The organism is Hydrogenivirga okinawensis, assembly GCF_055385515.1.
Genome location: NZ_AP042386.1, coordinates 1012052 through 1037468 on the forward strand (window position 1 = coordinate 1012052; position 25417 = coordinate 1037468).

The 25417-nt window shown below is 48.9% G+C and carries 27 protein-coding genes and 1 tRNA gene; 14 read left to right on the forward strand and 14 right to left on the reverse strand.

Features of this window, described 5'->3' with window-relative positions; translation table 11 throughout:
• The first annotated feature begins 8 nt into the window (after positions 1–8).
• Positions 9–1892, forward strand: a complete 1884-nt coding sequence (locus tag ACZ483_RS05870) for an SLC13 family permease (protein WP_464323258.1) — start codon at positions 9–11, stop codon at positions 1890–1892.
• Here the strand turns inward: ACZ483_RS05870 and hflX are convergent.
• Positions 1863–3002, reverse strand: coding sequence for a GTPase HflX (gene hflX, locus ACZ483_RS05875; RefSeq protein ID WP_464323259.1), 1140 nt, complete (start codon positions 3000–3002; stop codon positions 1863–1865). The two genes, ACZ483_RS05870 and hflX, sit on opposite strands and share 30 nt — an antisense overlap.
• On the reverse strand, positions 2999–3202 hold the full coding sequence (gene hfq, locus ACZ483_RS05880) for an RNA chaperone Hfq (protein WP_464325135.1): 204 nt from the start codon (positions 3200–3202) through the stop codon (positions 2999–3001). The genes hflX and hfq overlap by 4 nt, the downstream gene beginning before the upstream one ends.
• Positions 3203–3293: 91 nt before the next feature.
• Between hfq and ACZ483_RS05885 the strand changes: the two genes are divergently transcribed.
• The 7 genes from ACZ483_RS05885 (at position 3294) to der (ending at position 10428) form a co-directional block, all read left to right on the forward strand.
• The gene (locus ACZ483_RS05885) at positions 3294–4205 is read left to right on the forward strand and encodes a hypothetical protein (RefSeq protein ID WP_464323260.1); all 912 of its coding nucleotides are present in this window, start codon (positions 3294–3296) and stop codon (positions 4203–4205) included.
• A 119-nt stretch (positions 4206–4324) separates the two neighbouring features.
• Positions 4325–5473 (forward strand): HD domain-containing protein, encoded by a 1149-nt coding sequence (locus tag ACZ483_RS05890; protein WP_464323261.1) that lies wholly within the window; start codon positions 4325–4327, stop codon positions 5471–5473.
• On the forward strand, positions 5446–7326 hold the full coding sequence (locus ACZ483_RS05895; RefSeq protein ID WP_464323262.1) for a transglutaminase TgpA family protein: 1881 nt from the start codon (positions 5446–5448) through the stop codon (positions 7324–7326). The genes ACZ483_RS05890 and ACZ483_RS05895 overlap by 28 nt, the downstream gene beginning before the upstream one ends.
• Before the next feature lie 49 nt (positions 7327–7375).
• Positions 7376–7666 (forward strand): ArsR/SmtB family transcription factor, encoded by a 291-nt coding sequence (locus ACZ483_RS05900; RefSeq protein WP_464323263.1) that lies wholly within the window; start codon positions 7376–7378, stop codon positions 7664–7666.
• Between the two features lie 2 nt (positions 7667–7668).
• A complete protein-coding gene (trxA, locus tag ACZ483_RS05905; RefSeq protein WP_464323264.1) occupies positions 7669–8001 on the forward strand; it encodes a thioredoxin in 333 nt (110 codons plus the stop codon).
• Positions 8002–8098: 97 nt separating this feature from the next.
• A complete protein-coding gene (locus ACZ483_RS05910) occupies positions 8099–9109 on the forward strand; it encodes a flagellar brake protein (protein ID WP_464323265.1) in 1011 nt (336 codons plus the stop codon).
• Between the two features lie 20 nt (positions 9110–9129).
• Positions 9130–10428, forward strand: a complete 1299-nt coding sequence (der, locus tag ACZ483_RS05915; RefSeq protein ID WP_464323266.1) for a ribosome biogenesis GTPase Der — start codon at positions 9130–9132, stop codon at positions 10426–10428.
• On the opposite strand, the gene ACZ483_RS05920 is transcribed toward der, so the two are convergent.
• The 9 genes from ACZ483_RS05920 to bcp all read right to left on the reverse strand — a co-directional run bounded on the left by ACZ483_RS05920 (position 10429) and on the right by bcp (position 17636).
• Positions 10429–11169 (reverse strand): DsbC family protein, encoded by a 741-nt coding sequence (locus ACZ483_RS05920; RefSeq protein ID WP_464323267.1) that lies wholly within the window; start codon positions 11167–11169, stop codon positions 10429–10431.
• A complete protein-coding gene (locus ACZ483_RS05925; RefSeq protein ID WP_464323268.1) occupies positions 11166–11453 on the reverse strand; it encodes a hypothetical protein in 288 nt (95 codons plus the stop codon). The genes ACZ483_RS05920 and ACZ483_RS05925 overlap by 4 nt, the downstream gene beginning before the upstream one ends.
• On the reverse strand, positions 11454–13019 hold the full coding sequence (gene leuA, locus ACZ483_RS05930; RefSeq protein ID WP_464323269.1) for a 2-isopropylmalate synthase: 1566 nt from the start codon (positions 13017–13019) through the stop codon (positions 11454–11456).
• Between the two features lie 64 nt (positions 13020–13083).
• Positions 13084–13647 (reverse strand): GTP-binding protein, encoded by a 564-nt coding sequence (locus ACZ483_RS05935; RefSeq protein WP_464323270.1) that lies wholly within the window; start codon positions 13645–13647, stop codon positions 13084–13086.
• Entirely contained in the window at positions 13644–14135 is a 492-nt protein-coding gene (locus tag ACZ483_RS05940) for a roadblock/LC7 domain-containing protein (protein ID WP_464323271.1), read from the reverse strand. The genes ACZ483_RS05935 and ACZ483_RS05940 overlap by 4 nt, the downstream gene beginning before the upstream one ends.
• Before the next feature lie 50 nt (positions 14136–14185).
• On the reverse strand, positions 14186–15301 hold the full coding sequence (locus ACZ483_RS05945) for a cache domain-containing protein (protein WP_464323272.1): 1116 nt from the start codon (positions 15299–15301) through the stop codon (positions 14186–14188).
• 13 nt (positions 15302–15314) lie between these two features.
• The gene (locus ACZ483_RS05950; RefSeq protein WP_464323273.1) at positions 15315–16502 is read right to left on the reverse strand and encodes a DUF8082 domain-containing protein; all 1188 of its coding nucleotides are present in this window, start codon (positions 16500–16502) and stop codon (positions 15315–15317) included.
• Between the two features lie 37 nt (positions 16503–16539).
• Positions 16540–17226 (reverse strand): endonuclease III, encoded by a 687-nt coding sequence (nth, locus tag ACZ483_RS05955; protein WP_464323274.1) that lies wholly within the window; start codon positions 17224–17226, stop codon positions 16540–16542.
• Positions 17145–17636 (reverse strand): thioredoxin-dependent thiol peroxidase, encoded by a 492-nt coding sequence (gene bcp / locus ACZ483_RS05960; RefSeq protein WP_464323275.1) that lies wholly within the window; start codon positions 17634–17636, stop codon positions 17145–17147. The genes nth and bcp overlap by 82 nt, the downstream gene beginning before the upstream one ends.
• A gap of 34 nt (positions 17637–17670) precedes the next feature.
• On the opposite strand from bcp, the gene ACZ483_RS05965 reads away from it, so the two are divergent.
• Positions 17671–18282, forward strand: coding sequence for a DUF5752 family protein (locus ACZ483_RS05965; RefSeq protein WP_464323276.1), 612 nt, complete (start codon positions 17671–17673; stop codon positions 18280–18282).
• 1 nt (position 18283) lies between these two features.
• Positions 18284–19486, forward strand: a complete 1203-nt coding sequence (locus tag ACZ483_RS05970; RefSeq protein ID WP_464323277.1) for a glycosyltransferase — start codon at positions 18284–18286, stop codon at positions 19484–19486.
• Here the strand turns inward: ACZ483_RS05970 and otsB are convergent.
• Entirely contained in the window at positions 19447–20148 is a 702-nt protein-coding gene (otsB, locus tag ACZ483_RS05975) for a trehalose-phosphatase (RefSeq protein WP_464323278.1), read from the reverse strand. The two genes, ACZ483_RS05970 and otsB, sit on opposite strands and share 40 nt — an antisense overlap.
• A gap of 20 nt (positions 20149–20168) precedes the next feature.
• On the opposite strand from otsB, the gene ACZ483_RS05980 reads away from it, so the two are divergent.
• The gene (locus ACZ483_RS05980) at positions 20169–21542 is read left to right on the forward strand and encodes an alpha,alpha-trehalose-phosphate synthase (UDP-forming) (RefSeq protein ID WP_464323279.1); all 1374 of its coding nucleotides are present in this window, start codon (positions 20169–20171) and stop codon (positions 21540–21542) included.
• Here ACZ483_RS05980 and hslU read toward each other — a convergent pair.
• Together hslU and ACZ483_RS05990 are read right to left on the reverse strand one after the other, a co-directional pair.
• On the reverse strand, positions 21522–22868 hold the full coding sequence (gene hslU / locus ACZ483_RS05985; RefSeq protein WP_464325136.1) for an ATP-dependent protease ATPase subunit HslU: 1347 nt from the start codon (positions 22866–22868) through the stop codon (positions 21522–21524). The two genes, ACZ483_RS05980 and hslU, sit on opposite strands and share 21 nt — an antisense overlap.
• Positions 22852–23316 carry a hypothetical protein gene (locus ACZ483_RS05990; protein WP_464323280.1) on the reverse strand — a complete coding sequence of 155 codons (465 nt, stop codon included), beginning with the start codon at positions 23314–23316 and terminating at the stop codon, positions 22852–22854. The genes hslU and ACZ483_RS05990 overlap by 17 nt, the downstream gene beginning before the upstream one ends.
• An 87-nt stretch (positions 23317–23403) precedes the next feature.
• On the opposite strand from ACZ483_RS05990, the gene ACZ483_RS05995 reads away from it, so the two are divergent.
• The 3 genes from ACZ483_RS05995 (at position 23404) to ACZ483_RS06005 (ending at position 25401) form a co-directional block, all read left to right on the forward strand.
• Positions 23404–24996, forward strand: coding sequence for a S1 RNA-binding domain-containing protein (locus ACZ483_RS05995; protein ID WP_464323281.1), 1593 nt, complete (start codon positions 23404–23406; stop codon positions 24994–24996).
• 16 nt (positions 24997–25012) lie between these two features.
• A complete protein-coding gene (locus tag ACZ483_RS06000; protein ID WP_464323282.1) occupies positions 25013–25315 on the forward strand; it encodes an HU family DNA-binding protein in 303 nt (100 codons plus the stop codon).
• 13 nt (positions 25316–25328) lie between these two features.
• Positions 25329–25401: transfer RNA gene (locus ACZ483_RS06005), tRNA-Pro, on the forward strand.
• Positions 25402–25417: the final 16 nt, after the last annotated feature.

Genomic DNA, 25417 nt, shown 5'->3' on the forward strand with positions numbered 1-25417 from the left:
TATATAGGATGATTAAGAAGCTCATCCTCGCCCTTCTATTACTTACGATTGCCGTCACATACTTCTTAGAAGAAGGGGTAATTCAGGAAAACTTTTCCATAGACAAGCGGAAGTTCCTGACCTTGGAGGTTCTTGTCCTCGCCATGTATCTCTTCGTTTCAGAACTCGTGAGGGTGGACGTAGTTGGTATAAGCATGATGGTTCTCCTACCCCTGCTTGGACTCGTAGATCCGGAGAAGGCTATAGGGGGTCTAAGCAGTAACGCCGTCGTGTCGATAATAGCGGTGATAATTATGGGTTACGGGCTCGATAAAACTGGTGTTATGAACGTTCTCGCCAACCAGATAATCAGGATGGCGGGCAAATCGAAAACGAGGATAATAGCCCTTATCTCTGGAACGGTTGCCCTGATATCGAGCTTTATGCAGAACATAGGAGCGGCAGCCCTCTTCCTCCCGGCGGTCGTGAGGATCTCGAAGAGGCTCAGGATACCTACCTCCCAGATACTTATGCCCATGGGCTTCAGCGCCATCCTCGGTGGGACCATAACGTTGGTAGGTTCAAGCCCTCTAATATTACTGAACGACCTCCTCGCTCTATACGACCTCTCTCCCTTCGGTCTCTTCTCGGTTACACCGATAGGTCTCTCCCTCGTCGCCGCGGGGATACTCTACTTCATAGTCCTCGGTAGATTTATACTTCCCAAGACAAAAGCTTCAGAGGACGAGGGAAAGTTTTTACCTTCAGACCTCGCCCAAACTTACGACAAGATATGTGGTCTATACGAGCTTCACGTTCCGGTGAACTTTACAAGAAGGAAGGTGGAGGAGATAGACGCCCGGAGGAAGTATCAGGTTACCATAGTAGCCGTATATCACAGGAAGACGAGGCACAAGAACTTTGCTCCCCACAGGGAGGAGTATATAGAACCCTCTGACGACATCGCCGTGATAGGCTGCCCCGATACGGTGGAGAGGTTCGCCAAAGAGCTCGGTCTAATACTCAAACCCGAGCTTGAGGAGTTCGCCGACGATCTATCCAACGTGAACGCTGGACTTGTCGAAGGAATAATCACACCGAGGTCGGAGCTCGTTGGTAAGAGCCTCAACGAAGTTTACTTCAGGAGGAGGTACGAGGTAAACCCGGTTGCCCTGGTTAGGGGTGGAGAAGTGATCTACGCTGGCTTCTCAGAGATGAAGTTGATGCCGGGAGATACTTTACTCCTATTTGGAACGTGGAACAAGCTTTTAGAGCTAAAGAATAGAAACGTCTTCGCCTTCTCGACTGAGATAAAGGGTGAGATCCTGAGACCCGAAAAGGCAAAGTTCGCCCTCTTCTGGTTCGGAGTTGCTCTCTTCATGATACTTTTCCTCAACGTAAAGCTCTCCATAGCACTCCTGACAGGAGCCCTCGGAATGATTCTAACTAAGGTTATGAGCGTGGACGAAGCCTATCAGGCTGTGGACTGGATGACCGTCTTTTTACTCGCCGGACTGCTTCCCCTCGGTATAGCCTTCCAAGAGACGGGAACTGCAGAGTTCATAGCGAGCACCATAGTCTCGAGCGTGGGAGAGATATCCCACTTCACCCTATACCTTCTTGTTGCGCTGCTTACTTCCTTCTTCACCCTCGTGGTCTCCAACGTGGGTGCCACTGTTCTCCTCGTTCCCCTGTCTATCGATCTCGCCATCGATACCGGAGCTGATCCGAGACTCGCTGCCCTCGTGGTAGGTGTGTCCGCCTCCAATACCTTTATAATACCTACCCACCAAGTGAACGCTCTAATAATGAGACCCGGAGGGTACAGGGTAGGAGATTATTTGAGAGCAGGAGCAGGGATGACTATACTGTTTATAGCTGTATTAATGCTCTCTCTCTACCTCTTTTACTAACTCGGAGCCCAGTATCTCCTCGCCCACGATAGCTATCTTTTCCAAGAGCTTTTCCAAACCCCACCTTTTATGAGCTGAAACCATCACGGATATACCCTCTACGAAGGCTCCATGGGGTAAATGCCTCATCTCATCTTCGGAGTTCACAATCCTATCCGCTTTATTCAAAACGTAGATCACAGGCTTGTCCTCGACCTTCAGCTCCCTGAGTATCTCCTTAACGGTGTGTATGTAATCGAGCCAGCGATCATCGGAGATATCAACTACGTGGAGTATTACGTCCGCCTCAGTTACCTCCTCCAGCGTAGCTTTGAAGGACTCTATGAGTTCGGGAGGCAACTTCTTTATAAACCCAACCGTATCGGAGAAGAGGATCTTTAGTTCTGGAGAGACCATCCTTGCGGAGGTCTTCGTGTCAAGAGTAGCAAAGAGCATGTCTGCGACCAGAGTATCCCTTCCAGTGAGAGCCTTGAGGAGCGTAGATTTCCCAGCGTTGGTGTAGCCTATGAGGGCAGCCTTTACGACCCTCTCTCCTGTTTCACCCCTCTCTCTCCTCTTCCTCTGCTGTCTTCTCATCCTCCTTATCTCCTCGAGCTCCCTCTTAATCTGGTGTATCCTTTTCTTTATAAGCCTTCTGCGTAGCTCCGCCTCCTGTTCACCGGGTCCCCTCGTTCCGACACCTCCCCCGAGTCTCGAGAGAGCCTTTCCCTTTCCGTAAAGTCTGGGAAGTTCGTGGGTGAGCCTCGCGAGTTCAACCTGTAGCTTAGCCTCCTTGCTCTTTGCTCTCCTCGAGAATATCTCTATAACGAGATCAGTTCTATCGAGAACCGTTCTCCCAGTGATCATTTCAAGGTTCTTGAGCTGTGAAGGTGTAAGAAAGTCATCGAAAACTATAACGTCGGCTCCAATACCCCTGCTCACCTCCCCTATTTCCTTCGCCTTTCCCTCACCGACGAAGTACCTGGGGTCGGGCCTATCCCTCTTCTGGAGTATGTAACCTACACTCCTACCCTCTAAGGCTTCTACCAGCCCTTTGAGCTCCCTTATGGATTCGCGCGCCTCTTCCCTCGATGTATCTTTATTCCAGACCCCTACGAGGACCGCCTTCATTTACCCTCCACTATTGTGCTCACAGCGTGCTTATAGATCAGGTTGGGCTGACCCTCGACGTCCAACAGGATCGTGTACTTGTCGTGGTCCAGTATCCTTCCTGTTATCCTGTTCCCTCTTGTCAGATAGACCGTTACGGTAGCCTCTTTAGCCTTCAAGTTGTTCAGCATCTCGTCCTGGATACTCACCTCTTTCTCCATCGGGTACATTCTCTTACCTCCTTCTATGTAAATATATACCCGTAGAATCCCTTTTGTTGCAAGTGGAAGGGGCATACTCTAAATTATTCCTATGCTCAAAGATACATGGCAGGATATAGGGAGACTGGAGAGCATCTTCTTAGAGATAATAGACGATCCCACTAAGAAGGAAATACTCCTCTACCCTATCTGTTACTGCCAGCTCGTGAGAAAGGAAAACAGCTTCGAGATAGACCTCGGCAAGCTGATAGGATGTGCCAACAGAACATTTCACACCTTCAGGGGCAGGTGGCAGGACGTTCTGTTAGAGCTCGACCTCTTCCAGTTCTTGACTCCGAAGGGAGACGTTCTACTGGGGAAGGATATCCTCAAGATTAGCTCTACCGACGGGATTAAGGTATCCTTCCTGCCTGAGTACAGAGAGGTTTTCTACGAGGTATATTCGAAGTTCCTCAAGTACTGGACCGTTTTGAGCAAGGTATCGAGCTACTCCAAAAGGAACACCCCTGCTGAGGCTGTTTACTTAGCCTCACTCATATTCAACGAGGAACTATACGCCGAGACCATCCACTTCTCCTCCCTTCAAAGGCTCAGGTTCCCCTACGAAGATATATTCTTCTCTGCGTTAATGGATCTCTCCGAGTTCTACATAAAGGTAAACGAAAGGAAGGAGTTCGATACCTACCTGTTGGAGAAAGCACTCACCAAGTTCCAAAAGCTTAAGGGAACATACTACGGCATAAACATGAGCAAGCTGAAAAGGGATGTGGAGAATCTAATAAAAGAGGTGGAAAAGGGAAGAAGATACTTCATAGTTAAGATCAGCTTTACCCTCGGAAAAGGAAAAGGGAGAGGATTGGTCTGGAGACTCTTCTCTAAGATCGCCAGGAAAATTAAGGAGATCGGAGGAAGAAGATGGACTTTAATGAACTCAGGAACGGCTTACTTCTCTTTCACAGAAACTTACTGGAGAAGGCAGAGCGGACAACAGACCCTCGCCTGAAGGAGGCCTACAAGAGGGCGGCGTCCCACCTCAAGGACGTTGCCGCCTCGCTCTACAAGTTCGATCAGGCTATGAAGGAGATAAAAGAGTTAGAGAAGCAAGCTAACCCTCACAATTAGATGTATAAGGAGTTCTCGGACCCCCTTTACGGCTTCGTCAGAGTTAACGTAAAGGAGTTATCCCTCATAGACTCCCTTATATTCCAGAGGCTCAGACATATAAGACAGCTCGGTCTCGCTTACTTAGTTTTCCCCTCAGCCCAGCACTCGAGGTTTGAACACGCCCTCGGTGTCCTCCACTTAACGGACAGGCTCTACTCTAAGCTCTTTCGGGATAGGGATAAGAGAATTCACCAGATACTCAGGCTCGCGGGACTCCTTCACGATCTCGGACACCCCCCCTTTTCCCACACCACCGAGGTTCTACTTCCAGAGAGAAGGACCCACGAGGACCTAACCAGGAGGATTATCTTAGAAACCGAAATATACGGTAAGCTCAGGAAGATCTTCGGCTTCACCCACGAGGACATAGATATCCTTCTCAGGATAACCCTCGGAGAACCCAAGGATAAAGAGGAGGAGTTCCTCACCCAGATAATTACGGGGCAGTTCGGCTCCGACAGGATGGACTACCTCAGGAGGGACGCCTTCTTCTGCGGTGTCTCCTACGGACTTTTCGATCACGAGAGGCTCCTCGCAACGGCGGAGGTCTTCCACGAGAACGGAAGAAGACACCTCGTTGTCCACGTAAGCGGATTGAGAGCTTTGGAAAACTTCCTCATAGGCAGGTACTTTATGTATCTTCAGGTTTACTTTCACAAAGTCGTTCGGATACTGAACATCCACCTGATAGAGATGATGAGAAAACTGCTTTCGGAGGAGAGCTTCAGCGATTTAGATAAGTTCCTCCGGACGAACGACAGCACGGTGATAGCCTTAGCCCTCTCGAGGGACGATCTCAGGGAGGATGTGGAAAGGATATTTGGAAGGAAGCACTTCAAGGAGGTGTTCTCGACTAAGGACAGGAGGGAGTTTGAAGATGTAAAAAGTGAACTTTTAAGTCTCTTTCCAGAGGATAAGCTCAGGTTCGACTCCGTTTACAAAAAGCCTTACGATGAGAGAATAATGCTTGTCTCTGGGGACAGGATCTTAGAGGTTGAGGAGATCTCCGATGTGGTGGGAGGACTGAAGCCTATAGAGATATACAGGATATACGCTGATGTATCCTTAAAGGAAGAAGTATGCTCACGGCTAAGAAGGTCTCCCTGATACTGACCTACCTCGTTTGCGGCGGATGTTTTCTATCCCTCTACGGTATAGCGGACTCTTTTCTCCTGATACCCTTGAGTCTCTTCTTAGCCCTCGGCCTTTTGAACGACTTTCGGTTCGAGGTTCATCCTCCGAGGTGGTTCTTAAACTTATCGGGAGTCCTTCTCTCCCTACTATTCCTTTTAGAGCTCAGCCTTGAGAACCTCGTAAAGCCCTTCGCCAACATCCTCCTACTTCTCATAGTCATAAAGGCTCTGGAGGATAAGAAGCCAAGGGATATATACCAGATGCTCCTCCTTAGTCTCTTCGGAGTGGCTATTACCACTACCTTCAGGCTTGATCCCAGCTTCTTAGCCTTCTTCCTCTACGAACTCTTCCTCGGACTCGTAGCCTTCGTCTTCACCAACGTGTACGCTAACATCGGGGACAGACCACTGAATCGGGAGTTTATGGGTAAGTACATTCGCTTTTCCCTTCTGTTTCCCCTCGTCGTTGCAGTGGCAAGCGTACCTTTCTTCCTCCTGCTTCCAAGGACGCAGGCACCCTTATTCGACCTCTTTGCGAAAAAAGAGAAGGGACTTATCAGTGGGATATCCGATCGTGTGGAGCTCGGCAGAGTTGGGGAAATACAGCAGGACAACTCGGTCGTTATGAGAGTTTACGGGGACATTCCCCCAAATCCTTACTGGAGGGTCTCGGTTTTTGATACCTTCTTTAAAAACCAGTGGATCAAGACCCTATCTCTCAAGGAGATAGAGCCACCTTCGGACGAAGGTATAAGCTACACTGTGGTTCTGGAACCCACCTACGACACCTTCCTACCCCTACTCGACTACCCCCTGAGGATCCTCAAGCTGGAGGGTATAAAGGAGAGGCCACAGAGACTGAGGGGTGGATACTACGAAACGGTTCAACCCGTGAACAGACCAGTAAGGTACGTAGCACTATACTCCTCAGAGCCTCCGCGCGATCTTCCTCTTTCTCTACATTACAAGGTCCCGTCCGATTTATCTCCGAAGGTAAGATCCCTTGCCGAGGAATTATCTAAGTTAGCAAGAAAGCCTGAGGAAAAGGTAACAGCCGTGGTTAACTTCTTTAAAGAGGGCTTTTCATACACCCTAAAGCTTGAAAGAGTAAAAGGTGATCCCGTGGAAGTATTCCTTTTCGATAAAAGGAAGGGAAACTGCGAATACTTCGCTTCAGCGACCGCACTCCTTTTGAGGCTCATGGGTGTACCGAGCAGGGTGGTGGGTGGTTTTAAGGGCGCAATAAAGAACAATTACGGGAACTACTATATAGTCACTAACTCTATGGCTCACGTGTGGGTGGAAGCTTATGTGGATGGCAGGTGGCTTAGGATAGATACAACACCTCCTTACGTATCGCCCGCTCTCGGAGGAATATCCAAGTTAGATCTTCTAAGGGATGCCCTAATATCCTTCTGGTACGAGAACGTGGTGGACTTTTCCGCCGAAAAGCAGAGCTCCATCTTTAAGAAGCTCTATAAAAGGGCACAGGGACTGAAACCGACGGAGGCACTTCCGCTACTAAAGAGGTTTTCTGAGCTGATGGTAGTTCTCTTGTTAGGAGTACTTTCAGCTTACGTTTACATGACCAGAGTACGAAAAACTCCAGAAAATCTCTACAGACTCCTAATATCAAAACTTGAGAGGAGAGAAAACGTTAAGTTGAGTGATCTGCTTCCCGAAGAGATCCTCGAAAGGATAAAGGACAGACCATATTACAGAGAGGTAGAGTTTGTGATAGATCTTTATAGAAGGGAGAGGTTCTCCCGCCACAAGGTAGATAAGAGAGAGCTTGAAGAAGCTTACAGAGTGTTGAGAAAAATTTAAAGATTGCTTATATTCTTATTATGTTAAAATTTCTTCGAGGGCGAGAGATATGAACACAACTGTTATCGATGAAGAGAAGCTGGAGGAGTTGGCGGAGTTTTTTAAAGCTCTTTCCCACCCCGTAAGGCTAAAGATAATATCGATCCTCATCGAGGGGAAGCAGTGCGTGAAGAACCTGGGGGAGCTTCTGAACATGTCTCAGCCGAGCGTCTCTCAGCATCTCTCCATACTCAGGAGCAGGGGGATAGTCGGTTGGAAGAGGGAAGGTTCCATAATCTGCTACTACATCAAGGATGACAGGATACTCAAGCTCTATGAAATGCTCTTTAAGGAGGAGTGAGAATGGCGGGAAAGGTAATAACCCTTACCGAAAACAACTGGAACGAAGAGGTCGTAAATTCCGATAAGCCGGTCCTCGTAGACTTCTGGGCGCCGTGGTGTGGACCTTGCAGGATAATAGCCCCTATAATTGAAGAGCTTGCGGAGGAGTTCGAAGGACAGATAAAGGTGGGAAAGCTAAACACCGATGAGAACCCTAACATAGCCATGCAATACGGTATCAGGGCGATACCCACCGTAATCCTGTTCAAAAACGGGGAGGTTGTGGATACGAGGATAGGCGTTCAGCCTAAAGAGGCTCTCAAGCAGATGGTTATGAGCCATGTTCAAGGTTGATATGTCCTAAATTCTAAAAAATTTCCCCGCGAGGGGGATATTAATATATATGGATATTCAATCTGCGTGGGATACTCTGATTGAAGCTTCAAGATATATGTTCAGAGGACCCTCGGGGAGGGAAATAGCCCTATTCTTTATAGTTCTCGGGTTGACGCTTCTCGTAATCCTGATACCCTACTTCTGGAGCAAGATATCCAGGATAAGGGAGGTAGAGAGGGCTTTCTTTATGAGAGGTAAAGCTCTCGGTCTAACCGACGAGGAAATAGAACTTCTCTGGAGCTACGCGAGGAAGTTCCCCTACGATCCCCAGATGATATACGACAACAAACCACTGTTCGAAAGAATAGTGTCGAGGATAGTTCACGAAAACCTTGCTGGGGTTAGACTGATTCCGTCTATAAGGGCTAAGCTCAGGTTCGACACTATACCCTGGTTCATACCCATAACGAGCACAAGAGATATAGACCTTTATCAGACGGGAAAGTTAGTGGTGGACGGCGTCTACATAGATGCCGCTGTTTGGGACAAGACGGAGACCGAGCTTCACATAGTCGTTTTGGAAGCCCTGCCCAGACCGGTACGCGTAGGAGAAACGGTTAAGTTCCATTTCATAAGGGAGAACGAGGGAAGATACAGCTTCGAGAGCGCGGTAAAAGACAAGTACACCGAAGGGGACAGGCTCGTCCTCGTTCTCGAGCACACGGACAACATCCACAGGGTTCAGCTCAGGGAGAGCGTCCGTTGGAAGGTGAACTTACCCGCAGAGTTTGCCCTTATAGATGACATAACGGAGGAAGCCGCTAAGGACGCGGTCTTTATGAGCGGTAGGATAGAGGACATAAGCACGAAAGGTGTGAGGATCTGTACTGAAGAGCTCATTCATCCCAAGGAGGGAAGTTACGTACTTATGAACTTCTCCATAGGAGGACATAACTTCGAGAACCTCGTGGGTCAGGTTGTAAACGTCAGGATGCTACAAACCCAGGTGTGTATGGGAGTGAGATTTTTGAAGCTCTCGAGACAGGAGGAGAAGATAATAGATAGGTTCATCCTCGACGAGCAGAGAAAGCTTATAAAGATGTACAAGGTCGGGGAGACGGAGTAAAGTGCTAACATAGATACTCCATGAACAACAGGGTTGTCATAATAGGTCGCCCCAACGTCGGGAAGTCTTCACTCTTCAACAGATTGGTTGGAAAGAGGAAGGCAATAGTAGAGGATATCCCCGGCATAACGAGGGATTCTATAGAGGCTAAGGCAGAGTGGAAGGATAAAGAGTTTATAGTGGTGGACACGGGAGGTCTCGTTCCCGAAACCCACGATGAAATACTTCAGAAGGTCAAAGAGACCATAGAAAGGGAGGTAGATAGGGCGGACGTAATACTCTTTGTGGTGAGTGCCAAGGATGGAATAACACCTCTGGATGAGGAGATAGGGAAGCTGCTCCAGCCGTACAGGGACAAGGTCATCCTCGTTGTGAACAAGGCAGATACGAAAAGGGACGAGGAGGCGGCTTTAGAGTTCTACCGGCTCGGATACGAACTTCTCTTCCCTATATCGGCGGTTCACGGGAGGGGTGTGGGAGACCTGCTTGATGAAGTGGTGAAGAGGTTAAAAGAGGATAAGGTGGAGCTCAGTTACGAGGGGATAAAGATAGCCTTCGTCGGGAGACCGAACGTTGGGAAGTCCTCCTTAATAAACGCTCTCCTGAGAGAGGAAAGGGTCATCGTATCTCCCGTTGCGGGGACCACGAGGGACGCTATAGAACTCCCCTTCTCCTGGAAGGATAAAAGTTTCGTTCTTATAGACACGGCAGGGGTTAGAAGACCCTCGAAGGTGGAGTACGGGGTGGAGTTCTTCTCCGTAGGCAGGACACTGAAGGCGATAGAGTACTCGGACGTGGTCTGCCTGGTCATAGACGCTTCGGAGGGGGTGACAAGACAGGACAAGAGACTTGGAGGTCTCGTGGAGAGGAGGTACAAAGGTTGTATCATCGTGGCGAACAAGATGGACCTTAATCCCCTCAGCGAGAGGGAGGTTCTCGAGCTCATAAGGAAGGACCTCTTCTTTCTCGACTTCGCACCGGTGGTCTTTACCGTAGCAACGAGGGGTAAGGGAGTGGAGGATATATTGGATAAGGCTGTTTTAGTCTACGAGGACTACACGAGGCAGCACAAGACCTCTTTCGTAAACAGGGCTGTCCAGAGGATAATCAGGGAGAAACCGCCTCCCCACCACAAGGGCAAGGAGATAAAGGTCTACTACGCCTTTCAGGAAGGGATAAAGCCCCCCACGATCATTGTAATCACAAACGATCCCGAAGGCTGGAGGGAAAGCTACAAGAGATTCTTCATGAAGAAGCTCAGGGAGTACCTCAACGTGAAGCACTCCCCTATAAAACTCCTCTTGAAGGGTAGGGATTGATCACTGAACGAGGCTTTTTAGCTCTTCAGGAGATCTGGGCATACCGACGATATATTTTCCGTTCATACCTATGACCGTCGGCGTCCCGCTAACTCCTATTTCACCTAAGAACCTGATATTCTCCTCTATAGCCTTTTTACCTTCTTCACACTGATTCTTGGTGTTCACATCCTTGTGGATATCGTCGTAACCCTTCTTGTCGCAAACCATGGCCACAGCTTTGGGCTTAGCCTGAGGATGTATGGGCAAGGGATACAGGATGACCTTAACTTTGACTTTATTCTTTTCAGCCCAGTCTTTGAGTACAGGCGAGAACCTCTTACAGAAGGGGCAGTCTGGATCGGTTATGTAGTAAACGTACTTATCACCCTCTCCGTAGGTCATGTTCACGAGGCTTTCGAGCTTTTTAAGAACCTCATTAGAAACGGTCATGTACTTGCTTACGGTCCTTTGGGTGAGGTTCTCCTTCGTCTCCACGTTAAAGGCGTTTCCGATTATGTAGTTCTTTCCCTCACCATCGGTATACAGAACAACGGGTCTCAGCCCGACCTTTACGACGATCTCACAGAGGTTCTTCATCTCCTCCATAGGCTTGACGCTCTCGACTTCGAACTCTCTGTTTATGAGCTTGGATAGGTTTCCTTTCACAGTCCCCTCGTCCGGACATATCCTCGCCTGGGTAGCCTTACAGGAGTAAAGGAAGGCAGAACCAAGTGCAAGAAGGATAAAAGCTTTCTTCATAACTTACCTCCAGATTTACCTCTCAGTTTTTTCCTTAGCCTATTAATATACATCACAGAGAGGTAAAGTATAACACCGACGATGAGAATCTCAAGCAGGAGTATAAGCCCGAAGATCAAAGGGCTCTCCCCGAGGTTCTGAAGCGTTTTAACTACGAGCAAGATATAGAGACTCCAGCCAATGAGCAGAAAGACAAAAAGAGCGAGGAGAAAAGCAAGCAGAGGGACGAGAACGAAGCGGAAGATCCAGAGGAGAGCTCTAAGCCTCAGAAATAATCGCCACAACTACACTGTCCCCTCTTCTCTTATCTCGCTCCTCTGGAGTATGTACTCCTTTCTCATGATCGCCCTGTTGAGGGCATCTACGAAGGCGTTCACGCTCGCCTTTATTATGTCGGTGTCCACACCCCTTCCGGAAGCCTTAACTCCGTCCAGCTCCAAAACCACCCTCGCCTCAGCCTGAGCATCGGTGTTGGGTGTTAGAGCCTTTATAGAGTAATCGAGGAGCTTAGGGCTCAAGTCAAGAGCTTTCTGGATAGCCTTTATGGTTGCATCGACCGGTCCGTTCCCTGTTGCGGTAGCGGTCCTCTCCTCACCTTTGAAATAGATCTTCACCGTGGCGGTTGGCATCAGATTGTCCCCGCTCTGAACCTGGAAATGGTCTACCCTGACCGGCTCCTCGTCGCTTACCTTCATAAACTCTTGATAGATCAGAGCTTCTATATCCTCATCGTATATCTCCTTCTTCTTATCCGCGAGAGCTTTCAGCTTCTCGTATATCCTGTCCACGTCCTCGTTCGTATAGCTAACTCCATACTCCTCGAGCTTCTGCTTCAAAGCATGCCTTCCTGAGTGTTTGCCTAAAACTATCCTCCTGCTCGCGGGGAAACCCACGTCCTCTGGATTCATGATCTCGTAGGTCAGTCTGTGGCTGAGAACTCCGTGCTGATGTATCCCTGACTCATGGGCAAAGGCGTTATCACCGACGATAGCCTTGTTGGGAGGAACGAAGGTACCCGTTATCCTTGAGAGCAATCTCGAGCTCTTGTAGAGCTCCTTCGTGTTGATGTTGGTGTAAAGATCTCCGAAGTAGTCCTTCCTGACCTTCAGAGCCATAACTATCTCTTCCAAGGCGGCGTTTCCTGCCCTCTCACCTATTCCGTTTATGGTACACTCTACCTGTCTCGCACCATGCTTAACAGCTGTCAGTGAGTTGGCGACCGCAAGACCGAGGTCGTCGTGACAGTGAACACTCAAGATTACCTTGTCTATGTTGGGAACGTTGTTGATTATATCGCTTATCAGCTCTCCGAACTCTTCAGGTATGGCATAACCCACCGTATCGGGTATGTTTATGACCGTAGCGCCCGCCTTTATAGCCTCCTCTATTATCCTGTAGAGGAACTCCCTCTCACTCCTCGTAGCGTCCTCGCAGGAGAACTCCACGTCGTCGGTGAAGTTTCTCGCAAAAGCTACCGCCCTCTTCGCCCTTTCGAGAACCTGATCGGGTTCCATCTTAAGCTTGTACTTCATGTGAATCTCGGAGGTGGCTATGAAGGTGTGTATTCTCTTCCTCTCCGCCGGTTCTAAAGCCTTAGCCGCCACCTCAATATCTTTCTCAAGAGCTCTCGCGAGGGAGCATATTACAGGACCCTCAACCTCCTTTGCTATCCTGTTTACCGCCTCGAAGTCTCCCTTGGAGGCGATAGCAAAACCCGCCTCTATAATATCCACACCGAGCCTTGCAAGCTGGTGCGCCATCTGGAGCTTCTCCTCGGTGGTCATAGAGAATCCTGGAGCCTGCTCTCCGTCCCTCAGCGTTGTGTCGAATATGTACACTCTCTTATCCATCGCCATCCTCCGGTTAAATGAAAATAATTCTCATTTATTATAGTGTCAAGATGATCAGCTTTGCTCACCTTCTTGCGAGGGCCTTCTCAAGGAGGATCTTCTTCAGTATCGAGTGAAAGGTTTCTACAACCCCCTTCCCCTCCGTGGCAACCGCCTCTATGTACTCAGTTCCCCACGGATTGCAGACAGGCTCAAGCTCCTCGACCGGAAGGGCGTCGGGAAGATCCCTCTTGTTGTATTGAACCACTACAGGAAGGGAGTAAAGGTCGAAGCCCTGTTCTTTAAGAACCGCTGCCGTTTCCCTTAAAACAAGGAAGTTGATGTTCTCCCTCTCTCTCGAGCTATCAACTACGAAGACGAGACCGTCTACACCCTTCATTATCACCTTCCTTAAGGGATGGAGTCTGAACTGACCGGGAGTGGTAAGAACTTTTATGTCTATGTTCTGACCATCTATATTTATGGAGCTTAAGAACATCTCGACGAAGAGGGTTCTATTCTCGTCCGTTTCCATAGATATGTAATCGCCCTTGGTTATCCCCTTTTGGTGGAGCCTCTCATAAAGGACTTTCACGTTGGTGCTCTTACCTGCAAGCGATGCCCCGAAGTAGACAACCTTTAGCTTCATGTTGCCCCCAGAATCTTATTAAGTTTTTCCTCAACCGCTTCGGGGGAGAGCTTCAGCAGTTTTGAGGGTTTCGGCTTCACGGAGGAAAATATTCTATTTAAATCCTGTGCAAGCTCCTTAAGGAAGAGCCTGACGGTTCCGAGGGCAACGGACTTAGGACAGAGAATTCCTACGAGGAATCTCTCACCCACGGCCTTCACAACAACATTTTGTTTTTTGCTCTCATACTGTATGGTATCCAGAAGATCTTCTTCGGAGACCATCTTTGCCATCTCAAAGGCTGCACCGAATATCCCGCTTATTATGCTGGCAAGAAATTCCGCCTGAGTTTCATCGAGATTCTTTCCATAGAAGGAAATTATCCTCCCCGCATCATCCGAAAGTATGACAAGATCAGCATCGGTTTTTGCAACAAAGTTTTTAAGCGTGTTAACTATCTGTTTTTCAAGCTCGTCATCTATCTCATACTGGATAATATCCAGTTCCATCTTTCCCTCCTAAGGAAAAATGATAAACCAAAAACATACATCATCAACTCTCACTTCAGAAGATCCATAACCTTCTTGATGCTTATCCTCATCCTCTCGAAAGCTTCGGCAAGCCTACCTATCTCGTCCTTGGAGGTTATAGGTATCTTCTGATCGACCTCACCCATACTTATCCTTTCCGTATGCTCTATCAAGGCGTTTATCGGCTCCTCAACATACTTCTTGAATATCATGTAAGAAACGAAGAAGCTGAATATCACTCCTATGAATACAAACATCAGTATATATACACCTATCTGTTTGTAGGAATCTATAACTGGAGTAAGATCGTATCCCATCAGGATAAGACCTATATTCCTTTTAGAAAAATCTATTATGGGTTTAGCTACAACAGCGTAGTTTTGCACCATGTAAACGGTGTTAGGTCTTTCGGTAGCCTTGAGCATTATGTTCCTAAGTATCGGATTGGTCTCGTAGTAAAGGACGTACCTTCCTATCTTCTCCGCCTTAACAGCCCATTCGGAGTGAGCGGCAGCCCTCTTATCTATGAGAACCACCGTGTCCATACCCGTGAGTTCCTTAAGCTCATCGAGGATAGGATTAAAGGGAGTTATAAGCTCAACTGCACCGAGGTACTCGTTTCCATCCATAACAGGGACAGCTCCCGAAACTATCGTTCTTTTAAGTCCTACCTCCACCCCCTTCTGAGGAGCTCTCCTCTGGGCTACCGTGACTATCATCCTCCTGAACTTGGAAACGTCTATTCCGAATCTTTCAGGATTCCAAGTTCTGAAAAAGGAGATGGCAACCGGAGCCAAGAAGTGGAGCCTGAGATCATATATGTCTGTAAGCATCTCGAGGTCTGACCTTACCTTAACATACTTGTACAGAAGTTTTCGATCCTTCTTAGCGAAGGCTCTCTTTACATCGGGATCAAGGCTCACGAGGTAGGCGACCGAGAGACCAGCCCTCTCCCTCGTCCTTATCTGTTCCAAGAATATCTTGTAACCGTTTTCGAGTATCTCCTCAGCCTGCTTTCTTAGCTGTTGTTGTAGCAGAAAGTAACTCACCGCTCCCACAGATCCTATTAGAAGTATCAGGATTACGATGTTAGGAACGACGAACTTCTCTATTAGGGACGCGTTCCTGAAGTACCTTCCCAGCATGAGTAGACCTCCTTCAAGTTATATCGGGAAAGATCCCCCTTACTTTACCCAGAAAGGCTCTCTTCGCTTCCTCTTCTGGTATCTCCTTAACAAGCCTGTTTACAAGTACCTTCATCTGTTTTATACCCATGGCGCTCTCCTTGAAACCAAACTCATCTATCGTTTTCTCCCACAGCAGTTTTCCAACCGGTCCGAGCTCCTTTATAAATGCGGACTTCACCTCACCAATCTTATCGAGGGGTAACTCCCCCTCCACCGTCTCCTCTTCTTCAGATACACCTTCAATTACGATCTCTATCTTCTGAGGTTTCTCTATAAGGGATATATCGAAGACCTCAACCCGCGTATCGGGCATGTTCTCTACTTTAAGGGAGAGTTTATTTTTTTCTTCCTCTTCCTGAACAAAGAAACCCTTTTCTTTTACGACCGTTCCGAGTTTCTGCCCCCTAAAGAAAAGATCGTACCTGTATATACCCCCACCTTCGAGGAGCACCAAAGCGTCCCTTCTATTCCTTTCCACGTGAGCCTTAGCCTCGTTGTAGTTGAGGAAGGTTGTTTCAGACTTGCGAACGTTGTCCGTATGCATGGAATAGAGGAAACTCAGTATCTCCTGTTCCAAGGTGTACATGGACATGTAGCTCTTCGTTGGAATCAGGTTCGAATTTATAAACTCTACACCCTGAGAGCCGTAGGAAGCATCACCACCAAAGACCGCTACCGACACACCTTGCTGGAAAATAACAATTCCAAGAATCCTATTCTCAGTATAGATAGCCATGTAGCCGTCGAGGTGGCTTCTCTGGGCGAGGAGGAACTCCTTGTTCAAGTCTATGAAGCTGACCGACACAGGTTCCTGAACGGGATCTCCATAGGGAAAGAATATGAGGGAACCGTCTTTCCCTGGATCATACCTGTACTCCTGAAAGGCAACTATATCGTCTAAGGTGGTTTCTACCAGCGTAGCGGTCCCCTCTCTGTTCTCGACTTTGAAGCTGTCCGGATCGAGAGCGGTTCTTCTCCCATCGGAGTGGAGGCTGACAACCTTGAAAGGCTCTCCGTTCAGAAAGAGAAGAAAGTCATCTCTCGCCCAGTAGGTTATTCTCAGGAATCCCGTGAGTTCCTTCCTCCTTACTTCCTCGAGAACGTTCTTCAGATTGAGAACGTTTACGTCAAGTCCCTTAAATATATGTTTCTTTATCATCTCCCCTTCTGCCCCAAGATTATATCGGACTATCCGATCAGAGCTTTACCTTACAAGAATCGCACAGGTCGCATATGGGGCACTCCTCGCATTTGGGATCCTTGGCCTTGCATAAATTCTTCCCGTGGTTCAAAAGGAGGAAGGAGAACTTCGTCCACTTCTCCTCAGGAACGATATCCCTAAGCTCCATCTCCACCTTGTCGGGATCCTTCTGCCGGGTGAAACCTATCCTCTGGGATACCCTGAGGACGTGCCTATCTACGATTATCGCAGGAAGACCGAAGGCTCCACCTATCACCATGTTGGCGGTCTTCCTCCCCACACCGGGAAGTTTAGTAAGCTCCTCTACACTTTTTGGTATCTCGCCTCCGAAGTCTCTTACTATAGCTTCACAGCACTTTTTTATAAGCTTGGCCTTCCTTCTATAAAAGTTTATGGAGCTTATATCCCTCTCGAGCTCCTCTAAGGGGGTCTTAACTATATCCTCGGGACTTCTGTACTTTTTAAAAAGCTCCTTCCTAATCTCATTCACCTTCCTGTCGGACTCTTGGGCAGCGAGGATAGCCTCTATGAGAAGTTGGAAGGCGTTTTCGTACTCGAGCTCCAGGCGGGCGTCCGGGTAGAGCTTTTCCAGCCTATCTATTACTTCTTTTGCCCTGCCTCTAAGCTCTCTAACTCTTTCAGAAGCTTCTCCACGTGCCCCTTCGCCTTTACGTTGTACCATGCCTTTATTATCCTCCCCTCCTCATCTATGAGAAAGGTGGACCTTATCATACCGACGGTTGTCTTCCCGTACATCTTCTTTTCACCGTAGGCACCGTAGGCCTGAGCCACCTTCTCCTCAGGATCGCTCAGGAGGGGAAAGTTCAAGCTGTACTTCTCCCTGAACTTCTTATGGGACTTGAGGCTGTCGGGGCTCACTCCAACCACTCTGTAGCCTTTCTGAACGAGAACGTTGAGGTTGTCCCTGAAGTCGCAGGCTTCCACGGTGCACCCGGGAGTGTCGTCCTTAGGATAGAAGTAGAGGATCAGCTTTTCACCCCTAAAGTCTTTGAGGCAAAACTCCCTCTCCTCACCCTTCTCATCTATGCCCATCAAACAAAAATCTGGAGCCTTATCACCTTCCTTTAACATGCGTCCTCCTCCCTTTCAGTTTACCATTAATTATATGCCCGAGTTTCGATTTAAGTCCGAGCTGTGGACGGCACAGTACACTGGGATAAAGGCTAACACCTTAGCTTCTTTCACGAGAGCTCTCAGGGAGGTCGATGATGACACGATTTACTATCATCTTTACAGAAACCTCTTCGAGTACCACTTCCTACCGACGGAGTACGGAAACAGCTTCGCTTACTGGCTCGCAGAGAACGGCTTTCCTGTCTTAGCAGAGAAATTCTCGGCTTTGGATCTTATAGAGTGCGTCTGTCTCGACGATATACGGAGGGAGATGCTCGACATACTACACACGGAGATGGAGGGCTTTGAAAGGATATGTAAGCCCTTCTACTTTATAAGGGCTGTGAGGAAGGTGGTGGATCTCGATATATCCGCTCGGAACGTCGAGGAACTTAAGGAGGGCATAAAAAAGGTGGGTATCCACTCACTCTTTTATCACCTCGTTACCTCAAAGTTAAGGCACGGGGAGCCTATAAACGACTTCTCCAAGTGGCTGAAGGGATTGGGGGAGGAGGAGAAAGCTGAACGTATAGACAGGATAGACCTCATGGCTTACAGCCTCTACGAAGTTAGGGACAGAATAGTGGAGATACTGGAGAGCTGAAATGATAGAGGAGTATCTGAAGTACATAGACGAGGGAACGATCAAAGAACTTGAAAGGATAGCTAAGGATCTTGAGGGTATTAAGGTTCTACATGTGAACTCTACAAAGCTGGGGGGTGGGGTGGCGGAGATACTCTACCGTATGGTGCCCCTGATGAACGAGCTCGGGATAGAAACGAGATGGGAAGTAATAAAGGGAGATTTGGAGTTCTTCAAGGTGACGAAGAAGATCCACAACCTCCTTCACCTATCCACGGGAAAGCTGGCCCACGAGGACATCATAACCTACATGAAGTACACCTACGAGAACGTATCCCATATAGACACCGATCCTTATGACGTCGTTATAATCCACGATCCACAGCCCCTCGGTTTGATAGTGAAAAGGAGAAAGGGGCAAAGGTGGATATGGAGGTGTCACATAGATATATCCACGCCCGACGAGGAGACGTGGAAGTTCTTGGAGATATTCGTGAATGGATACGATGCGAGCATATTTCACATTCCCGAGTTCGTGAGAGAGGGGGTGAAGATACCGGCTTACGTAATCCCTCCCTCGATAGATCCACTCCACGACAAGAACAGGGACTTAGAGGAGGATTATATAAAGTACGTCTTAGAAAAGTTCGGGATAGATCCAAATAGACCCATAGTCCTTCAGGTCTCCCGTTTCGACAGGTTAAAGGATCCTATAGGTGTGATAGAGGCTTACAGGTTGGTAAAGCGGAGGTACGACTGTCAGCTCGTCCTTGCGGGATCCTTTGCCAGCGACGATCCGGAGGGAGAGGAGGTTTACAGAGAGGTGCTTGAAGCTAAGGGGGACGACCCGGACATATTCGCCCTGAACCTCCCTCCCAACAGCCACATGGAGATAAACGCCCTCCAGAGGTCGGCGACGGTCGTGGTTCAGAAGTCCATAAGGGAAGGCTTCGGTCTCGTGGTCTCAGAAGCTATGTGGAAGTACAAACCTGTCGTTGGCAGCAACATAGGGGGAATAAGGAGGCAGATAATAAACGGAGTGACAGGCTACCTTGTGAACAGCATAGAGGGGACCGCCTACAGGATAAAACAACTCCTCGCCGACGAAGAGCGCAGGGAGGAGATGGGCAGGAACGCCCACGAGAGGGTAAGGCACAGCTTCCTGATCGTGAGGCACCTCAAGGACTACCTTCTGGTCATAGACAGACTTCTCAAGAACTCGTAGACCTCTTCTACGTTTTTCAGGTTTAGATCCACACCTGGGGGGGTCCCCTCCCCGACGTAAACAGCCTTACCCCCAAGCTCCCTTACCTTCCTGAAGGCGTAGAAGTCCGTTGTGTCGTCGCCGATATACACTACAGGTTCACTTCCGTCCCAGCCCACGAGCCTGAGGAAGTTCTCCACAGCTTTTCCTTTATCGAAGCTCCCGTAAACGCCCTCCAAAACCTTCTTCCCCTCTATTACCTTCACCGGCGGATACCTCTCTATGAATTCCCTGAACACTTTCCTTATATCCTCCTCCTTTCCCTTAAATCCTCTGTAGTGGAGAGCAAAGCAGCCCTCCTTTTCCTCTAAACACACGCCTTCCATACCCTTTATCTTCTCCCTGAGCTCCGAAAGATCGGGCATCTTAGCCTCTAAGAAGTCGGCAACGAGTTCACTGCCTTTGTATATCCTCGCCCCATGGGAGGTTATGACGTAAAGGGAGGAAGGTATCTCTCCGAAAACCTCTATAAAGCTCTTCATGTCCCTACCAGTAACTATCGCTACTGTATGTTCCTTGGATAGCGCCTCTATAAAGCTCTTCCTATCAGGATCTATCTTAGCCTCCCAAGGCTTGGAAACTATGGGCGTGAGCGTCCCGTCGTAGTCGAGGAGTATTATCATCCGTTATAATTTAAGGCTACATGGATCTTATAGTCGTATCGAACCGGGAGCCTTACAGAGTAGAACCTTCCAGAGGGAGGGCGAAATTAGAGAAGACGGTCGGGGGACTCGTCTCCGCTTTGGAACCTATCTTGCTGGAGAAGGGCGGGATATGGGTATGCTGGGGGAGGAAGAATCAGAAAACCCCCTTAGAGGTGAAGATTAAAGAGAACTTTTTGATGAAGCAGGTTCCCCTCACCTCGGAGGACGTGTCTCAATATTACTACGGTTTTTCCAATGAGACTCTTTGGCCCCTCTGCCACATGTTCCTGAGCAGGACAAGGTTCGACAACCGTTTCTGGGTAGGCTACAGGAGGGTGAACAGGAAGTTCGCGAAGGCAGTCGCAGAGGTATTCAGAGAGGGAACTAAGGTTTTAGTGAACGATTACCACCTCGCCCTGGTACCTAAGCTCCTCAGAGAGCAGGGTGTTGAGGATCCGATCTACTTCTTCTGGCATATACCTTTCCCCCCCTACTTCGTTCTTAGATTTCTTCCCCAGAGGAGGGAGCTGTTGGAGGGAATGCTCGGAGCTGATGTAATAGGTTTCCATACACAGCACTACGTGAACAACTTCTTAGAGTGTGTCAGGGAAATATTAGGAGCATTCTACGACGGGAACGTGGTTTACTGGAACGGGAGAAAGATAGAGGTGAGGGCTACACCCGTTGGAATAGACTTCGAGAGATGGGAGAGGCTCATCTCGGAACCCAAGATAATCAGGTACGCCCAAAACCTGAGGAGGAAGTTGGGTGTGGAGTACGTCGGCGTTGGAGTGGACAGGCTTGACTATACCAAGGGACTGGAGGAGAAGTTCAGAGGCATAGAGAGGTTCTTCGAGAAGTATCCCTCCTTCAGAGGTAAGGTCTCTTTCATACAGATCGCCGCTCCCACGAGGACAAAGCTCGAGGAGTACATGGATATAAAGAGGAAGACTGACGAGATCGTGGGAAGAGTAGAGGGGAGGTTCGGAGAACCGGGCTGGGTTCCTATATATTACTACTACAAGAACTATCCCGATGAGAGGCTCGCCTCCTTCTATCTGATGGCAGACTTCGCCCTCGTCACACCCTTAATAGACGGTCTCAATTTAGTCTCGAAGGAGTACGTAGCTTGTAAAAGGGGAGAAAACGGGGCTCTTATATTGAGCGAGTTCGCCGGGGCAAGCGTTCAGCTTAGGGAGGGAGCCCTTATAGTGAACCCGATAGACGAGGACGAGATAGCGGAAGCTATTTACAGGGCCTTGAAGATGAAAAAGAAGGAAAAGAGAGAGAGAATGAAGGCGCTCAGAGACATAGTTAGGGAGAGGGATGTCCACTGGTGGATAAGGGAGTTTCTAAAGGATGTATCTGCTTAGCTCCTCGTCCTGAACTATACCATCGAGTTTAGCCCTTACGAACTTGCTGTCTATTATTATCCTCTGACCGCTCAGCTCCGGGGCGTCGAAGGATATGTCTTCCAGGAGCCTCTCCATAACCGTGTGGAGTCTTCTCGCCCCTATGTTCTCCGTCCTGTTGTTGATCTCCTCCGATATCCTCGCTATCTCCTCAACAGCGTCCTCGGTGAACTCTATCTCCACACCTTCCGTCCTGAGTAACTCAACGTACTGCTTTGTAAGGGCGTTCTCAGGCTCGGTGAGTATCCTGACAAAGTCCTCCTTGGTAAGGGACTTTAGCTCAACTCTTATGGGGAACCTTCCCTGAAGCTCCGGTATTAAATCCGAGGGCTTGGCCATGTGGAATGCTCCGGCACCTATGAAAAGGATATGATCGGTCTTTACCGGACCGTACTTGGTGTTTACCGTCGTTCCCTCGAGGATGGGGAGGAGATCCCTCTGAACTCCCTCCCTCGACACTCCCGGACCTGCACCGGGAGTCTTGACCGCTATCTTGTCTATCTCGTCTACAAAAATTATCCCAAAGTTCTCAGCCCTGAAGATAGCCTCACGGGCTACCTCCTCCATGTCAATTAGTTTCTCCGCTTCCTCCTGCTCTAAGATGTTTAGAGCTTCTCTAACCCTCAACCTTCTCCTCTTCTTGGAGGGCATAAGGTTTGAAAACATCTCTCTGAGCTGGTTCTCAAGCTCCTCGAAGCCGGGTGGACCCGCTATCCCCACCATGGGAACCGCCTTCTCCTGAACCTCTATCTCTATGGTTCTGTCGTCGAGCTCGCCCCTCCTGAGTCTCTCCCTCATCTCCTCTCTCTTCCCCGTATCCTGAGCCTCCCTTATTCCGAAGCTCGTGAACTGCTGGGGAACGAGGTAGTCAAGGATCCTCTCTTCCGCTAACTTCCTCGCCCTCTCCCTGACCTCTTCCATCTTCTCCCTCTTTACCATCTGATAGGAGACCTCGGCAAGCTCCCTGACCATGGACTCCACATCCCTGCCGACGTAGCCGACCTCGGTGTATTTGGTAGCCTCCACCTTTACGAAGGGCGCCTTTATAAGCCCGGCGAGCCTGCGGGCTATCTCCGTCTTACCGACACCGGTAGGTCCTATCATCAGGATGTTCTTGGGAGCAACCTCGTCCCTTATGTATTCGGGGAGCTTCTGCCTCCTCCACCTGTTCCTGAGGGCTATGGCGACCGCCTTCTTAGCCTCCTCCTGCCCCACCACGTACTTGTTGAGCTCCTGGACTATCCTCTTTGGAGTGAGCTCCTCTAAAAGGTCAGAAAGGGATCTCATCATCGCCCGATCCTCTTTTACTCACCTCTCTCGGTGTGTTCTTCACTATTTCCTCAAGGAAGTTGTCTATATTCTCAGGGAATCTCTCGAATTCTGGTTCAACGGGGAAGAACCTCTTAACTATCTCCACCGGCGGGTTCCCGTGCCCTATCGCCGGAAGGATCTTTTTCGCACCCCTTCTCGCCGCCTCCCTGTAAGCTATCTTGTATCCCTCCCTGAAGGCTGTCTCTATGTCCTTGAACCTCTCTATCTCGTCTCCGAGCTCGTAGAGGACTATATCGTAGGCTGTTTTCCTGAACTTCTCCCAGTCCTTTATCCCCACTATGTAGCTCTTCCCCGACCACTCCTTTAGCTCTACGGACTTAAGATTACCGAGCCTGAAGGAGAGTATGTAGTAGTCTATAAGCTGTCTGTCGGCGTAAACGTCTAAGAAGAAGAAGAACTCCATGGCGCCTCCTGTTAAGTCTAATAATATAATCCAGAAAATTGATACCTGCGGATTTTTGATATAATGTATTCTCCTGTGGAGGACCGGATGGACGAATTTGAAAAACTCCTGAGCGAAGCCCTCCCCGAAGAAGAGAGTTTCCGAAAGGGAAAGATAGTAACGGGAAGGGTCGTTAAAGTTGACGACAGGTACGTTTACGTGGACATAGGCTACAAGGTGGAGGGTGTCATTCCGAGAGAGGAACTACCCGAGGCTAAGGAAGGCGAAGAGGTCCAAGCAGTAATAGTGAGGATTTCTCCGAGGCTCGACTACCCGAGGCTCTCCTACAGGGTTATAGCCCAGCAGAAGGGTATAGAAAAGCTCCAAAAGGCGAAGGAGGAAGGCAAGGAGGTCGTAGGAAATATAGAGAAGAGAACGAGAGGAGGCTTCATCGTCGATATAGAGGGTGTTAAGGCTTTCCTTCCTTCCAGCGAGACAGGCAAAAAGCTGAGCGTCGGCAAACCTGTAAGGGTGAAGGTTCTCGAAGTTGGACTGCAGGACAATAAACCAAAGGTTATCGTGTCCCACAAGGCTTACTTAGAAGAGGAGAGGGAAAGGAGAAAGCAGGAACTTCTGAAGAGTATAAAGAAGGGGGACGTTGTAGAAGGCAGGGTGGTTAAGATAGATCCCAACAAGGGGATAACCCTCGTTATAGATGGGGTTCTCAGAGCCTTCCTCCCAAAGGAGGAACTCTCCTGGGGGCGTGACAGGAACCCCTATAATTACGCAGAGGTAGATGAGGTTATAAAGGTAAAGGTAAAGAAGAAGAGCAAAGGGAAGGACTTCCTTATAGTCTCCCTTAGAGAGATGAAGGAGAATCCTTGGGACAAGTTCCTTAAAGAACACAGGGAGGGAGATGTTGTAGAAGGTAAGGTCTTCCAGGCTACTTCCAAGGGAGTGGTGTTGGAGCTCGACGAGGGTGTTGAGGGTTTTGTACCTACCGATGAGATCAGCTGGGACGGAGAGACACCCCAGAAAGGCGATACCGTTAAGGCGAAGATACTCAGGATAGAACCGAGGAGAAAAAGGATAGTCTTGAGCATAAGACAGGCTATGCCCAAACCCTGGGAAGAGTTCTTGGAGAGAAACCCGGTAGGTACGAAGATAAAGGGTAAGGTGGAAAGGATAGAAGGTAGTCGGGCGATCGTAGATATTGGAGAGAAGAAGGTAAAGGGAATAGTCCACAGAAGCGATCTCTCCTGGACTAAACCTAAGAGGGTGGAGGAGGTTCTAAAAGAGGGTGAAGAGAGGGAATTCATGATACTCGGAACCGATGGAAGGTACGTAAAGCTCGGACTCAAACAGCTGACGCCTAACCCATGGGAGGAGATAGAGAAGAAGTACAAGGTAGGCGATGTGGTAAACCTCAAAGCGAAGGAAGTGATGCCCTTCGGAGCCTTCTTAGAACTCCCTGAGGGCGTTGAGGGGTTGCTCCCCTTCTCCGAAGTCCCGCGGGACGTAAAGATAGAAGCCGGCGAGGAGTACGAAGTGAAGATCATAGATCTTAACACCAAGGAAGGGAAAATCACCTTTTCCATAAAGGCTCTTAGGGGTGAGGAAGAGGAGCCTCAAAGGGAGGAAGAGGTCTCTGCAGCCGGTTTCAAGCTGGGTGAGATTCTGAAGAAGAAGTGGAAAATGTAACCTTCGGGGCATCGGAATGACCAAGAGGGATATTGCTAACCTGATCCACGAAAGATGCGAGGGGGAGTTTGATATAACTAAGAAAGAGGTCTATGAGATAGTCTCCGAGATCTTCGAAATAATAGAGGAAGCACTCCGGAATGGTGAGAAGGTCCAGATATCCGGCTTTGGAACCTTTCTGGTTAAGTTCAGAAAGGGCAAGGTAGGAAGGAATCCCAAAACGGGGGAGAGCATACCCGTTCCTGACAGAAGGGTCATCGTCTTCAAGCCAAGCAAGAAGCTCTTAGAACTGGTCGAACTTAAATTAAAGAAAGTATAATTATCCATAATAACGGGGTGTAGCGCAGGTGGCAGCGCGCTGGCATGGGGGGCCAGAGGTCCCGGGTTCAAGTCCCGGCACCCCGATTTAGAGATCAAAAGG